The sequence below is a fragment of the Pantoea sp. USMM079 genome, assembly GCF_037153115.1.
In the GTDB taxonomy this organism is placed as follows: domain Bacteria; phylum Pseudomonadota; class Gammaproteobacteria; order Enterobacterales; family Enterobacteriaceae; genus Pantoea; species Pantoea communis.
The window spans coordinates 298,906-312,803 of sequence record NZ_JBBCKX010000001.1; the positions used below are offsets into that span (position 1 = coordinate 298,906).

General features: G+C 53.4%; 11 protein-coding genes and 1 tRNA gene. 7 read left to right on the forward strand and 5 right to left on the reverse strand.

What is annotated here, in order from left to right:
• Positions 1–249 precede the first annotated feature (249 nt).
• The 5 genes from putP to phoH all read left to right on the forward strand — a co-directional run bounded on the left by putP (position 250) and on the right by phoH (position 6,912).
• Positions 250–1,734, forward strand: a complete 1,485-nt coding sequence (gene putP / locus WFP70_RS01380) for a sodium/proline symporter PutP (RefSeq protein WP_097116811.1) — start codon at positions 250–252, stop codon at positions 1,732–1,734.
• 525 nt (positions 1,735–2,259) lie between these two features.
• Positions 2,260–3,093 carry an iron uptake transporter permease EfeU gene (gene efeU, locus WFP70_RS01385; protein ID WP_337022395.1) on the forward strand — a complete coding sequence of 278 codons (834 nt, stop codon included), beginning with the start codon at positions 2,260–2,262 and terminating at the stop codon, positions 3,091–3,093.
• Between the two features lie 54 nt (positions 3,094–3,147).
• Positions 3,148–4,266: an iron uptake system protein EfeO gene (efeO, locus tag WFP70_RS01390; RefSeq protein ID WP_337022396.1), complete on the forward strand. Its 1,119-nt coding sequence runs from the start codon at positions 3,148–3,150 to the stop codon at positions 4,264–4,266.
• A 2-nt stretch (positions 4,267–4,268) separates the two neighbouring features.
• Positions 4,269–5,549 (forward strand): iron uptake transporter deferrochelatase/peroxidase subunit, encoded by a 1,281-nt coding sequence (gene efeB, locus WFP70_RS01395; protein ID WP_337022397.1) that lies wholly within the window; start codon positions 4,269–4,271, stop codon positions 5,547–5,549.
• 574 nt (positions 5,550–6,123) lie between these two features.
• Positions 6,124–6,912 carry a phosphate starvation-inducible protein PhoH gene (phoH, locus tag WFP70_RS01400; RefSeq protein WP_034824330.1) on the forward strand — a complete coding sequence of 263 codons (789 nt, stop codon included), beginning with the start codon at positions 6,124–6,126 and terminating at the stop codon, positions 6,910–6,912.
• Between the two features lie 71 nt (positions 6,913–6,983).
• Here phoH and WFP70_RS01405 read toward each other — a convergent pair whose 3' ends face one another.
• Both WFP70_RS01405 and WFP70_RS01410 read right to left on the reverse strand, forming a co-directional pair.
• Positions 6,984–7,853 (reverse strand): hypothetical protein, encoded by an 870-nt coding sequence (locus tag WFP70_RS01405; protein WP_337022398.1) that lies wholly within the window; start codon positions 7,851–7,853, stop codon positions 6,984–6,986.
• Between the two features lie 91 nt (positions 7,854–7,944).
• Entirely contained in the window at positions 7,945–8,958 is a 1,014-nt protein-coding gene (locus tag WFP70_RS01410; RefSeq protein ID WP_337022399.1) for a nitrilase family protein, read from the reverse strand.
• A gap of 93 nt (positions 8,959–9,051) precedes the next feature.
• On the opposite strand from WFP70_RS01410, the gene WFP70_RS01415 reads away from it, so the two are divergent.
• Positions 9,052–9,927, forward strand: a complete 876-nt coding sequence (locus tag WFP70_RS01415; protein ID WP_337022400.1) for a LysR family transcriptional regulator — start codon at positions 9,052–9,054, stop codon at positions 9,925–9,927.
• Positions 9,928–9,991: 64 nt separating this feature from the next.
• Here the strand turns inward: WFP70_RS01415 and WFP70_RS01420 are convergent.
• A tRNA-Ser gene (locus WFP70_RS01420) sits at positions 9,992–10,079 on the reverse strand.
• Between the two features lie 245 nt (positions 10,080–10,324).
• Here WFP70_RS01420 and phoA point away from each other — a divergent pair.
• Positions 10,325–11,731 (forward strand): alkaline phosphatase, encoded by a 1,407-nt coding sequence (gene phoA, locus WFP70_RS01425; protein ID WP_337022401.1) that lies wholly within the window; start codon positions 10,325–10,327, stop codon positions 11,729–11,731.
• A gap of 67 nt (positions 11,732–11,798) precedes the next feature.
• On the opposite strand, the gene gap is transcribed toward phoA, so the two are convergent.
• Together gap and WFP70_RS01435 are read right to left on the reverse strand one after the other, a co-directional pair.
• Positions 11,799–12,809 (reverse strand): type I glyceraldehyde-3-phosphate dehydrogenase, encoded by a 1,011-nt coding sequence (gene gap / locus WFP70_RS01430; RefSeq protein ID WP_337022720.1) that lies wholly within the window; start codon positions 12,807–12,809, stop codon positions 11,799–11,801.
• 78 nt (positions 12,810–12,887) lie between these two features.
• Complete coding sequence (locus tag WFP70_RS01435) at positions 12,888–13,865, reverse strand: GlxA family transcriptional regulator (protein ID WP_337022402.1); 978 nt, start codon at positions 13,863–13,865, stop codon at positions 12,888–12,890.
• Positions 13,866–13,898 lie beyond the last annotated feature (33 nt).

Here is a 13,898-nt window from a genome sequence, read left to right on the forward strand (position 1 = left end):
CTTATGTTGAACAAGGTGCAACTCAAAGTGTGAGCGTGTGCAACCTATTGGCATTAAATCAGCGAAGTCAGGTGAAACCATTGTGACAGCTGTGTTAAATGCATTGTGCGCGCCGCCCCTTTGCGGCAGGATACCGCGCCTTAAGAGAAATCGCTTTCTCTGGATGCGGTAAAGCCCTGATGCCGTCCCGTTCCGGTGGCTCAGGAAAAAAGATTTCTCTTAACGGATTAAATAATAAGTGGAGAGAGTATGAGTATGAGTACACCGATGTTGGTGACCTTTGTAATTTATATCCTGGGAATGGTGCTGATTGGCTTTATTGCCTACCGTTCGACCAAAAACTTTGACGACTACATTCTGGGCGGACGCAGTTTAGGCAGTGTGGTCACCGCACTGTCAGCGGGTGCATCAGATATGAGCGGTTGGTTGCTGATGGGCTTACCCGGCGCCATCTTCCTTTCCGGCATTTCAGAAAGCTGGATCGCCATTGGCCTGACCATCGGTGCCTGGCTTAACTGGAAAATTGTGGCAGGTCGCCTGCGCGTGCAGACCGAACATCACGATAATGCCTTAACGCTGCCGGACTTCTTCTCCAGCCGTTTCGAAGACAAAAGCAAGCTGCTGCGTGTTATCTCCGCAGTAGTCATTCTCATCTTCTTCACCATTTATTGCGCATCAGGCGTGGTTGCGGGTGCACGTCTGTTTGAAAGCACCTTCGGTATGGATTACCAAACTGCGCTGTGGGCCGGTGCTGCTGCCACCATTCTTTATACGCTGGTGGGCGGATTCCTGGCGGTGAGCTGGACCGATACCGTGCAGGCCAGCCTGATGATCTTCGCGCTGATCCTCACCCCGGTGTTTGTGATTATCGCGGTAGGTGGCCTGGATGATTCACTGGCGGTGATCGAAGCAAAAAGTCTTGAAAACCTCGACATGCTGAAAGGGCTCAACTTTGTTGCCGTTATCTCCTTACTCGGCTGGGGCCTGGGCTACTTTGGACAACCGCATATTCTGGCGCGCTTTATGGCGGCGGATTCACATCACTCGATTCGTACTGCACGTCGTATTGGCATGACCTGGATGATCCTGTGCCTGGCCGGTGCCGTGGCGGTGGGCTTCTTCGGTATCGCCTACTTCCAGAACCACCCTGAACAAGCGGCAGGCGTAAGCCAGAACGGCGAACGCGTGTTCATTGAACTGGCGCGTATCCTGTTTAACCCGTGGATTGCTGGCATCCTGCTGTCTGCGATTCTGGCAGCGGTGATGTCCACCCTAAGCTGCCAGCTGCTGGTGTGCTCAAGCGCCTTGACAGAAGACCTCTACAAAGGCTTCCTGCGTAAAAATGCCAGTCAGAAAGAGCTGGTGTGGGTAGGGCGTTTAATGGTGCTGCTGATTGCGTTGATCGCCATCGCGCTGGCGGCCAATCCGGAAAACCGTGTGCTCGGCTTAGTCAGCTATGCATGGGCGGGCTTTGGTGCTGCCTTCGGTCCGGTTGTTCTGTTCGGCGTATGCTGGAAACGTATGACCCGCAATGGCGCGCTGGCCGGGATGGTGATTGGTGCACTGACGGTGCTGCTGTGGAAACAGTATGGTTACACCGAACTGTATGAAATCATTCCTGGCTTCATCTTCGCCAGCATCGCGATTGTGGTGTTCAGCCTGATCGGCAAAGGCCCATCAAAAGAAGCACAAGCGCGCTTCGCCGCCGCTGAAGCTGAATACAACACCAAGTAATTCTGTCTCTGACACACTAAGCCCGCCCGTATACGGCGGGCTTTTTTTATGGAATCGACCAGGCTTCAGCATTCCCTTCAAAGCAATGACATAGTTAATCGTCCAATAAAGGCCATGCCGAGGAGCGAAGCGTCCGCGCCATGGACGGTGCGGCCGATCTGCAGGGATGCGTGGTTTCTTCGCGATCGGGATGGCCTTTAGTGGACAATGCGCTGAACTCAAAGCGACACCTCTGCACTGAACCTGAAGCGATAACTCTGCACCGAACGTGCAGCGAAAACCCGGCACTGAACCTGCAGCGATATCCCCGCACTGAGCTTGCAGCCACACCCCAGCACTGAATATTTATCTGAACGCTGAAATCCCCATCACCCATTTTCATTGAATCCGTTTCCCAGCCCGCAAATGAGAAATAATTTCATTCAGTGACTTGTAATTTTACCCGCGATAATGATAATCGATATCGTTTGCACTTTACGTATTTTTACCTAAGGTTTACCCTCCTTAACAATCAAGAGGTTGGTGATGTTCGTACCGTTTCTCATTATGCTGCGTGAAGGTCTTGAAGCAGCGCTCATCGTCAGCCTGATTGCCAGCTACCTGAAACGCACTCAGCGTACACAGTGGTTCCCTGCGATGTGGGCGGGCGTCTTCATTGCGGCTGCACTCTGCTTAGGCCTGGGCATCTTCATCAACGAAACCACCGGTGAATTCCCGCAAAAACAGCAAGAACTGTTTGAAGGCATCGTGGCGGTCGTGGCGGTGGTCATCCTCACGTCCATGGTGTTCTGGATGCGCAAAGTCTCGCGCAACATCAAAGCCACACTGGAACGCTCGGTGGACCAGGCATTGCAAAAGCAGGGCGGCGGTGGCTTCCCGTTGGTCCTCATGGTCTTTCTGGCGGTGGCGCGTGAAGGGCTGGAATCGGTATTCTTCCTGCTCGCTGCTTTCACCCAGAATGTCGGCTACGCGCCGCCGATTGGTGCAGTACTCGGCCTGTTGACGGCGATTGTATTGGGCATGCTGCTCTACTACGGCGGCATCCGCCTCAACCTGGCGAGTTTCTTCCGCTGGACCAGCTTATTCATTCTCTTTGTTGCCGCAGGTCTCGCGGCAGGTGCGATCCGTGCTTTCCATGAAGCGGGGCTCTGGAACCACTTCCAGGACATTGCTTTCGACCTCAGCAACACGCTCTCCACCCACTCGGTGGTCGGTACGCTGCTGGAAGGCATTCTCGGCTATCAGGAAACGCCAAGCGTCAGTGAAGTGGCGGCCTGGCTTATCTACCTGATTCCGGCGCTGCTGCTGTTCTTCTTCCCGGCGCGCCCAACGGCCAGTGCTGCGCGCACCACGCGCTGAAATTAAATCAGGCGCGATTGCGCGCCTGTTCTTCCATGTAACAGGGATATCACTATGACGATTCGCTTCCGCCGTAAGGCGCTGTTGGTTTCAATGCTGGCTCTCTCAGGCGCTGCATCTGCTGCATCCATCCCGCAAGTCACGGTCACCGTCACTGACAAACAGTGTGAGCCGATGTCGCTTAATGTGCAGGCGGGTAAAACCCAGTTCATCATCAAAAACAACAGCCAGAAAGCGCTGGAGTGGGAAATCCTGAAAGGGGTAATGGTGGTGGAAGAGCGTGAAAACATCGCGCCGGGCTTTAGCCAGAAACTGACTGCGAACCTCGAAGCAGGCGAATATGACATGACCTGTGGCTTGCTGACCAACCCGAAAGGCAAACTGGTGGTGTCGGGTGAGTCGAAAACCGCTGCCAAAGGTAAAACCGACATCATGCAGCTGGCTGGCCCAATCACAGACTACAAAACCTACGTGATGAGCGAAGTCAAAGAGTTGGTGGCTGGCACTCAGGCCTTCACCGATGCGGTTAAAGCGGGCGACCTGGAAAAAGCCAAAGCGCTGTACGCACCGACCCGTGCGCACTACGAGCGTATCGAACCGATTGCTGAACTGTTCTCCGATCTGGACAGCAGCATCGATGCCCGTGAAGATGACTTCGAGAAAAAAGCGGATGATCCGAAATTCACCGGTTTCCACCGCATCGAAAAAATCCTCTGGGCCGACAAAACCACCAAAGGTGCAGAAGAGTTTGCGACTAAGCTGAATCAGGACGTGCTGGATCTGCAGACCCGCATCAGTGAACTGGCCTTCCCTCCGGCGAAAGTGGTCGGTGGCGCAGCAGGTTTGATCGAAGAAGTGGCGGCCAGCAAAATCTCCGGTGAAGAAGATCGCTACAGCCGTACCGACCTGTCTGACTTCCAGGCCAATATCGACGGTGCACAGAAAATCGTTGACCTGCTGCGTCCACAGCTGCAAAAAGCTAACCCGCAGCTGCTGGCGAAAGTCGATGCTAACTTTAAGAAAGTCGACAGCATCCTCAGCAAATACCGCACCAAAGACGGTTTCAAATCTTACGAGAAACTGACTACCGCTGACCGCAATGCGCTGAAAGGGCCGATCACCACTCTGGCGGAAGATCTCTCCCTGCTGCGCGGAACTTTAGGTCTCGACTAATCATGAGCCATAAAAATGACGCGGCAGAGCCGTCGCGTCGTCGTTTATTGCAGGGGTTAGGTATGTTGGGCGGCGCGGCCGCCCTGAGTGGCGGTTGTCCGTTCCATACGGCAGCCGCGGCTGACAGCTTCTCTCCTGGCACGGTTGCACCCGATGCGCGCCAGCAGGCGCAACCTTTCTACGGCCCGCATCAGGCTGGCATTGTCACCCCGCAGCAAGCTTCGATGATGCTGGTGGCCTTTGACGTCTTAGCCAGCGATAAAACCGATCTGGAGCGCTTGTTCCGTTTGTTGACCGAGCGCTTCGCTTTCCTGACCAAAGGAGGCGCCGCGCCAGTTGTCACCAACCCACAGCTGCCGCCAATGGATTCCGGCATTCTTGGCGCCGATATCGCACCCGATAATCTCACCATGACGCTGTCCGTGGGCACCTCGTTGTTTGATGAGCGCTTTGGTTTGAGTGCACACAAACCGACGCAACTGCAAAGCATGACGCGCTTCCCCAACGATTCGCTGGATGCCGATCAGTGTCACGGCGATCTGCTGCTGCAAATCTGCGCCAATACGCAAGATACGGTGATACACGCACTGCGCGACATCATTAAGTACACGCCCGATCTGCTGGCCGTGCGCTGGCGGCGCGACGGCTTTATCGCCGACCACGCCGCACGCAGTCACGGTAAAGAAACGCCGATCAATCTGCTGGGCTTCAAAGATGGCACCGCTAACCCTGACACGCATAATCCTGCGTTGATGGATCAGTTGCTGTGGGTCACTGCAAATCAACAAGAACCCGCATGGACGCAGGGCGGCAGTTATCAGGCGGTGCGTATCATTCGTTTCCACGTTGAAATGTGGGATCGCACTCCACTGGGTGAACAGCAAACGATATTCGGTCGTGAGAAACTTTCCGGTGCGCCGCTGGGCATGAAAGAGGAACATGACGTGCCGGATTACAGCAAAGATCCGGATGGCGATGTCATCGCGCTGGATGCGCATATCCGTCTCGCTAACCCACGCACGCCGGAAACCGACAGCAGTTTAATGCTGCGCCGGGGTTACAGTTACTCCTCAGGGATTACCGGTTCGGGGCAGCTAGATATGGGACTCTTGTTCGTTTGCTATCAGCATGATTTAGCCAAAGGCTTTATCACCGTGCAAAAACGTCTCAATGGCGAAGCGCTGGAAGAATATATTCGTCCGATTGGCGGCGGATACTTTTTCGTTTTGCCCGGCGTCCCTGACGAAAAACATTACCTTGGCCAGCCTTTACTGCAGGCCTGATTAATAAACGCACCGTGCCAGCACAGCGATAAGGTTGCGCTGGCGCTTTTTTCACCGACCGTAAACTTTCCCCTGGTCGCTTCCACTTCCGAATGTTCCGAAAAAGTTCGTCGCACGTCAAATAATCCATCCCACTGAAAATGCGAGATAATTTAATTTAAGACGAAAATTCTCATGCTTCGCTTATCTGTTTTTCTTTGTCGTGACGTAAAAATACTGTTGCAAAGCATGGTTAATATGATGCACTTTACTCATAAGCGTTGTCAGTTGTGTGGCTAAGTCCACTGGAGTTCGCGCATGACCCGGTCCTTCTATGGACAGTTAAATACACTTCAGCTAGCGCAGTACACTGCGGGGGATTTCTTCCCTCCAAAGTATCCTCTTCACTTTTCAATTATCGTTTCCGAACTAACGCCAATTCTCTACCGGTGCGCTTCAGCGCTTCGTCGTTGTTGCACACTATTTTCAATGGCCAGACCCGGCTTACAAGGAAGCCAAACAAACCTCTAAAGCGTTCAAGTCATCGCCGCGGGTGATCCGCCGCGATAAATGAAACCAACTGTAAGGTGCCACTATGGGAAGACAGAAAGCAGTGATCAAAGCGCGTCGTGAAGCAAGAAGAGTCGTTCGTAGTGATTCTCGCAGTCACCGTCAGCGCGAAGAAGAATCGGTCACTTCGCTGGTGCAGATGGGTGGGTTGGACTCAATTGGTATGGCGCGTGATTCACGCGATCGCGGTCCGATTGAAGCCAGAAATGAAGCTCAGGCGCACTATCTTAATGCCATAGAAACGAAACAGCTGATATTCGCCACCGGTGAAGCCGGTTGCGGTAAAACCTGGATTAGCGCAGCCAAAGCGGCTGAGGCCCTGATCAATAAGGATATCGAAAGGATTATTGTGACGCGCCCGGTTCTGCAGGCGGATGAAGACCTCGGTTTCCTTCCTGGGGATATTTCCGAGAAGTTCGCCCCGTATTTCCGACCGGTATACGACGTTCTGGTTAAACGTCTCGGCGCTTCCTTTATGCAGTACTGCCTGCGGCCTGAAATTGCCAAGGTAGAGATTGCGCCCTTCGCATATATGCGCGGACGTACGTTTGAAAATGCGGTAGTGATCCTTGATGAGGCACAAAACGTCACTGCGGCACAGATGAAGATGTTCCTGACACGCTTAGGCGAGAACGTGACGGTTATCGTCAACGGTGATATCACCCAGTGTGACTTGCCGTCCCATGTCAAATCCGGTCTTGCTGATGCGCTGGCGCGTTTCGAAGAAGACGAGATGATTGGTGTGGTGCGTTTCGACAAAAACGACTGCGTCCGTTCGGCACTTTGCCAGCGCACGCTGCTGGCTTACGGTTAACCATTGAGTCGTAGTTGATTGAGAGTGTAGCGAAGCAAAACCCGGCGCAAGCCGGGTTTTTTTATTGCTACTTAGCCTGGTTCAATGAATAACTGCTGGTTAGGAAAATCGATCAGAACACGATGGTGCTGTAAGAAATCGGTGCCTAATAAACCCTCCGCTGCCATTCGCGAGTCAACATCATCTAATAGCACGACATCGATATCTATTTCCCCGGATGTCGCGTTTTTGATATTTATTTGAGTCGCCCGGCAGCCTTCATAATCCAATTCGGCGATGACTTCTTTGCAGGGATAAACGTTCTCTGTTCTATTTAAACGTTTACTCCACAGCATTGTGTGTGATGCACCGGTATCCAGCAGCATATTAAAGATTTCATTATTCTTCATTGCCTCAATGATAATACCCTCATGGGTTAAGGTTAACGGCAGCGCTAACCATTGCTGACGATCGATATTGAAATCGTCCAGCCGATCAGCAACGGAAAAAAGGCGATGCTGATAATCGATGAGCAGGGCTTTCTGCCGGAATAGCCCCAATCCGATAACCATACTTTCCGGACGTTTGCCGTCAGGCTGCAGCGTCAGCCCCCATGGAACCAGGGAAATCCCTTCAACATTCTCAAAGTTCATACCATTGACGTAAACATGGTGGAACATGAATTTATCATGCAGGAACACTTCGCCGGTCAGATCGGTGGTGCGCACTTTCTCCTTTAGGGGTTTTAACCAGGGCACCTGTCGTATAAATGACTGATCAAAATGGAAAGCAAATGCGGAGCCGGTATCAAGCATGAACTCGCCATCCTGACCATTAATATTCAGTGTTGCAATCGGTACTGCACTCTCATCGAATTTAAACGGAATTTCAATTACCGCTTCAGCTAACGAGGTGAATGTCATGGCGCAGATAAAAATGCCATGATGCATAAATCCCTTCATTTATTATTTTTCCCTATATTAGTATTAACTTCCCCAGGCGTTTTCAGTGTCGGTATTCATAAAACGCGAAAGGTTTACTCCTCATGCTGCGTTATTTTTTATCCAAAAATGTTTTACGCGCCATTTTGTGATCGAACACAGGAACATCTTCGGAGAACCGTGCAGTACGTGCATCACGCTCATAGCCCTGAGGTTCACACAGGAGTTGATAAAGCTCCGGGCGACGACCATGGATCCAGCGGCGTCCGGTAGACATCGCCAGTAACGAGAGATCCAGGTCGGCACTCACCAGCGTATCCCTGAAGGAAGTGGTTTCGTTGACGATGCGGCCATAGGGGTCAATCACCATCGCATTGCCGGTACGGATCTCGCCGTTATCCAGTCCGACGCCATTACTGAACAGGACGAAAAGACCGTTATCGTGCGCACGCGAAGGCAGCCAGCGCATCAACCAGCCTCGACCGCTGTCGCTAGCCAGAGCGATTTCCAGTGCGCTGGGATCGCTTTCTCGGTTTTCCCACAGGCTCACCGGAATGGGTTTCATACCAAAGGGACTGCGTGAATGGGTGCCACCTGTTTGATGCGGGGCAATCAGAATATCGGCTCCCATGAGCGCGGTGATGCGGACGTTATCGGTTAAATTATTGTCCCAGCAAATCAGAATCCCGACTTTCACCCCCCATGGCGTGTCAAACACGGTGAATTCATTTCCCTGGACGATGCCCGCATGTTCGAAAGCATGGATCTTACGATGTACATGGCGTTGGCCATCCGGCATGCAGACCGCATAGGCATTGTAGAGCAGTCCATTATCATGCTTTTCGATGTAGCCGGCGCCGATCGCCATCTGATGCTTTTCCGCCAGGCTCGCGATACGCGCCAGTGACGGGCTGTTTTCCGTGCGCTCGGCCAGGGCTTCGACCTCTGTAATGGGCAGATCCGGCACATGCCAGTAACCCGTGATGCACATTTCAGGAAAGGCTAATATTTTGACTTCTTCTTGTGCGGCCTGCGCGATAAAGCGCTCCATCACGGAAAGATTGTAAGCTTTGTCGCTGGCGCGATGGCAAAACTGCACGGTGGCAACGCGAAGTGAATGTTCCATGGTGATTCTCCTAAAGGAAATAGGTCGCTATTTCACCAGAGGGAAAACCACCGTGTATAATCACAACTTCTCCCACTTTGATAACCGATTGGAATGGATATTAAACTGTTACGCGCCTTTGTGACGCTGGCGCAAGAAGGCACCTACCACTCGGCGGCCAATAAGCTCTGCATCACCCAGCCCGCACTCTCGAAACAGATCCAGACACTGGAGCACCTTTCTGGTGTGACGTTATTTCATCGCGGACGGCATGGTGCGCGGTTAACGGTGGCGGGAGATCAATTGTTAGCGGCTGCCAGCGAGGCAGTGGAGCGCTACTCGGATTTCTTTGCTGATGTGACGGCGATCCAAAGAGGGGATTCAGGAAAACTCACTCTGGGTTTTGGCATCTCTTCTTATCTTTTTGCTGCCAAACGTGTCGCTGCCTTTCGCGTTCGTTATCCCGGCGTAAAGGTCTCGCTCAACGATATGCCTTCGGCGGTTCAGACCCAATGGCTTGCTGAAGGACGACTGCAGGTGGGATTTGTGCGCTTACCCGTGCCTGAACCACTGCAAAGTCACAGTCTGGATACGGAACAATTAGTGCTGGCGGTAGCCGCTGATCAATTATCGAGTCACTTAGAAACAACACAGGTTATTGAAAATCATCAACTCTTACAGTTGGCACCTCAGCGGGGCGAAGGGCTCACTACGCAGGCCCATCAATTCCTGACCGCAAGAAACCTCACGCCGCGCACGGTGTCGGCTGCTGATGATATTCAGACGTTACTGGCGCTGGTGGCCGCTGGTGATGGTGTGGCGTTACTGCCGGCGAGTGTGAAACACATCCTGCCTGTAGGCGTCACACTATTGCCTCTGGAAGGCGAGCATACCCAATGGCACACCGGTTTGGCGTGGAATGGTCAGATTAAGGACCCGCTAAGAGACAAGTTTTTAGCGATGGTAATGGAAGATGGCCAGATAAATTAACGATGTGGCTGAATTGAAGACAAAAAAAAGCCTGAACTTTCGTTCAGGCTCTTCTTCAAAATGATGGCGGTGAGAGGGGGATTCGAACCCCCGATACGTTGCCGTATACACACTTTCCAGGCGTGCTCCTTCAGCCACTCGGACATCTCACCACATTTTTTCTGCCAACCGCACTGGGTCAACGGGGCGCTACTATAGGGAGTTACCTGAATACGGTCAAGCCCTATTTTCTCCTTTTGTTCTATCCGCTTAAGCTCTGTGCAGCTTGCTGCATCTCTCGCCGAACTGCGTGTTCTGTCATCAAATTATTCCTTCTCTGCCACAAAAGTGTCACCAGACTGTCGCAGACTTGTCTGCGGAAACATTTGGTTATATTTACTGATAAGGATGCTTATAAATGAAACACATACCTCTTTTCACGGTTTCTCTGCTGGCTTCACTCATCGCGACGTCAGCAGTGGCAGACACAACAACGTATAGCCGCGCCGCCACCGGTGATATCACCGAACACGGTGGCGCGCGCCGCCTCAGCAGCGACCAGACGGAAGCGCTGAAAGCCTCACTCGTTAATACCACGGCCAAAAACGTCATCTTATTGATCGGCGATGGCATGGGTGACTCGGAAATCACCGCCGCACGAAATCAGGCGATGGGCGCGGGTGGTTTCTTCCCAGGCATTGATGCGCTGCCGTTAACCGGTCAGTACACCCACTACTCGTTAGACAAGAAAACCCACAAACCGAATTACGTGACCGATTCGGCTGCCTCCGCGACCGCCTGGGCAACCGGCACCAAATCCTACAACGGTGCCATCGGCGTAGACGTCAATGGCAAGGATCAGGTCACCATTCTGGAGTTGGCGAAAGCCGCTGGGAAAGCCACCGGTAACGTCTCGACTGCAGAATTACAGGATGCCACGCCCGCCGCTTTGATGGCGCATGTCACGTCGCGTAAATGTTATGGCCCGGAGAAAACCAGCGAGCTGTGTCCCACCAATGCGCTGGAGCAGGGCGGTAAAGGGTCTATCAGCGAGCAGATGCTGAAGACCCGCCCAGATGTCACCCTTGGCGGCGGGGCGAAATCGTTCTATGAAAGCGCCAAAGCGGGTGAATATCAGGGTAAAACCCTGCGCGAGCAGGCTCAGGCGCTGGGCTTCCAGCTGGTTGATAACCTTGATGGCATGAATTCAATCAAACAGGCCGACCAAACTAAACCGGTACTGGGGCTGTTCTCCGATGGCAATATGCCGGTTCGCTGGCAGGGGCCAAAAGCCAGCTATCACGGCAATATCGATAAACCGGTTGTGACCTGTGAAGTCAATAAAGATCGCCCGGCATCAACACCAACATTGGCGCAGATGACCAAAAAGGCGATTGATCTGCTGAGCACCAATGAGAAAGGCTTCTTCCTGCAGGTGGAAGGGGCTTCAATAGATAAGCAGGATCACGCGGCGAATCCGTGCGGCCAGATTGGCGAAACGGTGGATCTGGATGAGGCCGTGCAGCAGGCGCTGGCTTTTGCACGTGAACACGGTGACACGCTGGTGGTAGTGACGGCAGACCATGCGCATAGCAGCCAGATTATTGAAAATGGCAGCAAAGCCCCAGGCCTGACCCAGGCGGTGAACACCAAAGATGGTGCGGTCATGACCATCAGCTACGGTAACTCTGAAGAGGATTCTCAGGGACATACCGGCACACAGCTGCGCATCGCGGCCTATGGGCCTTATGCGGCTAACGTAGTGGGTTTGACCGATCAGACCGACTTGTTCTTTACGCTGAAGGATGCAATGGGCATCAAGTAATCGCTGCCAATAGCAACGAGAATCCCCGCATCAGCGGGGATTTTTTTTGGCAGCAGATTGGTGCGAATTACAGTCCGCGCTGCGCCATCAAGCGCGCTAAATCCACCAGACGATTTGAGAATCCCCACTCGTTATCGTACCAGGCGAGGATTTTCACCAGGTTGCCGCCAATCACCAGGGTAGAGAGCCCATCAATGATCGATGAACGCGGATCGCCCTGATAATCGCTGGAGACCAGTGGCTCATCGCTGTATCCCAGAATGCCTTTTAATGGACCTTCAGCGGCGGCGGCTTTAAACGCGTCGTTGACTTCTTCTGCCGTCACATCACGTTTCAGCGTCACGGTAAGATCCACAATCGACACCACCGGCACCGGTACGCGCAATGAATAGCCCGTCAAACGTCCATCCAACTCGGGAATAACACGGCCCAGCGCTTTAGCCGCACCGCTGGAGTAAGGCACGATTGACAGCGCCGCCGCGCGCGCGCCGCGCAGATCTTTCTCCGGCTGATCGTGCAGCACCTGGCTATTGGTATATGCATGAGTGGTATTCATTAGACCATGCTCAATACCAAATGCCTGATGCAATACTTGCGCGGCTGGCGCGAGGCCGTTGGTCGTGCAACTGCCGTTACTCACCACGAAATGCTGCTGGGGATCGTAACGCTGGTCGTTCACGCCCAGCACAATCGTCAAATCATCGTTTTTACCAGGAGCGGAGATGATCACCCGTTTTGCGCCGCCGTGCGTGATATGTACTGCCGCTTTCTCGCGCTCGGTGAAGAAGCCGGTGGCTTCAATCACAATATCAACACCCACGTCACGCCAGCGGATATTGGCCGGGTCGCGCTCGCTGAACACGCGTACAGGCTTGCCATCAATGCGCAGCTCACCTTCACCGGCCTCAATTTCTGCAGGAAGTCTGCCCAGCAGTGAATCGTGTTTAAGCAGATGCGCCAGCGTTTTGCTGTCGGTGAGATCGTTAATCGCCACAATCTCAATATCGTTGCTGCCGAGTGCGGCGCGGAACACGTTACGTCCGATACGGCCAAAGCCGTTAATGCCAATCTTAATCATCATTGACTCCTTATCCGAAGTGGTTGCAGTCAATGTAGGACGATGTGTGATTGGCGTAAACGACAAAAAAGGATCACTTTACGCCATTTTGCGGCAGTGAAAGCGTTGGCGATATTCACCCGGAGTGAGATGCAGCTGGCGCTCAAAACTGCGGCGCAAATTGATGCTGCTGCCAAATCCGGTGTCAAGGGCGATGCGTTCCAGCGTCGCGCGACTCTGCTCCAGCTGTTCTCGTGCGGCGGCCAGTCGCGCTTCTGCGACATAGCGCGCCGGTGACGAACCAGTTTCACGGGTGAATACGCGGGTGAAATTGCGTGGACTCATGGCGACACGTTCGGCCAATTTCTCAACCGACAGATCTTTCGCCAGGTTGGCGCGTATCCAGCTTTGCAGATCGTGGATCGGGCCGGTGCTGGTTTGTTGTAGCTGGTAGCGGCTGAACTGCATCTGTCCGCCGGGGCGACGCAAATACATCACCATATCCTGAGCGATATCGCGTGCCACGCTGAAACCAAAATCCTCCTCAACCAGCGCCAGCGTGAGATCAAAGCCGGAACTGACGCCACCGGACGTCCAGATTGGGCCATCCTGAATATACAGCGGACCCCCTTCCACCTGAACACGGGGGAAACGAGTTTGCAGGGTTTCCAGCAGACGCCAGTGTGACGTGGCGCGGCGTCCGTCGAGCAAACCGGCTTCGGCGAGCAGCATCGCACCGCCACAAATTGACACCACGCGGCGAGCCTGCGGAGCCGCCAGCCTGATGAAATCCACCACCATATTGCCTTCTTCAACGCTGTCACCGCGTCCGGTAATCATGATGGTGTCCCAGGCGGCGCGGGGATCTAATTCGGCCAGCTTCAGGTCAGCCAGCAGGTTGAGGCCCGACTGACCATGGATCACCTGATGCGGCTGCGTGGTGGCGATACTGACGCGATAACGTGGCTGATCAACGCCAACGGGCAGGTGCAGGTTGGCGTGCATCAGGATGTCGGCAATACCGGCGGCTTCAAATAACATGCCGCCATCGGGTACGATAACGAGAAAGTGCTTCATGGCGTAAAATGCTCATCGTGGCAAAATAAGCCA

Coding starts and splice junctions, on each gene's coding strand:
- putP (WP_097116811.1), top strand. CDS start 250: ATGAGTATGAGTACACCGATGTTGGTGACCTTTGTAATTTATATCCTG.
- efeU (WP_337022395.1), top strand. CDS start 2,260: ATGTTCGTACCGTTTCTCATTATGCTGCGTGAAGGTCTTGAAGCAGCG.
- efeO (WP_337022396.1), top strand. CDS start 3,148: ATGACGATTCGCTTCCGCCGTAAGGCGCTGTTGGTTTCAATGCTGGCT.
- efeB (WP_337022397.1), top strand. CDS start 4,269: ATGAGCCATAAAAATGACGCGGCAGAGCCGTCGCGTCGTCGTTTATTG.
- phoH (WP_034824330.1), top strand. CDS start 6,124: ATGGGAAGACAGAAAGCAGTGATCAAAGCGCGTCGTGAAGCAAGAAGA.
- WFP70_RS01405 (WP_337022398.1), bottom strand. CDS start 7,853: ATGAAGGGATTTATGCATCATGGCATTTTTATCTGCGCCATGACATTC.
- WFP70_RS01410 (WP_337022399.1), bottom strand. CDS start 8,958: ATGGAACATTCACTTCGCGTTGCCACCGTGCAGTTTTGCCATCGCGCC.
- WFP70_RS01415 (WP_337022400.1), top strand. CDS start 9,052: ATGGATATTAAACTGTTACGCGCCTTTGTGACGCTGGCGCAAGAAGGC.
- phoA (WP_337022401.1), top strand. CDS start 10,325: ATGAAACACATACCTCTTTTCACGGTTTCTCTGCTGGCTTCACTCATC.
- gap (WP_337022720.1), bottom strand. CDS start 12,809: ATGATTAAGATTGGCATTAACGGCTTTGGCCGTATCGGACGTAACGTG.
- WFP70_RS01435 (WP_337022402.1), bottom strand. CDS start 13,865: ATGAAGCACTTTCTCGTTATCGTACCCGATGGCGGCATGTTATTTGAA.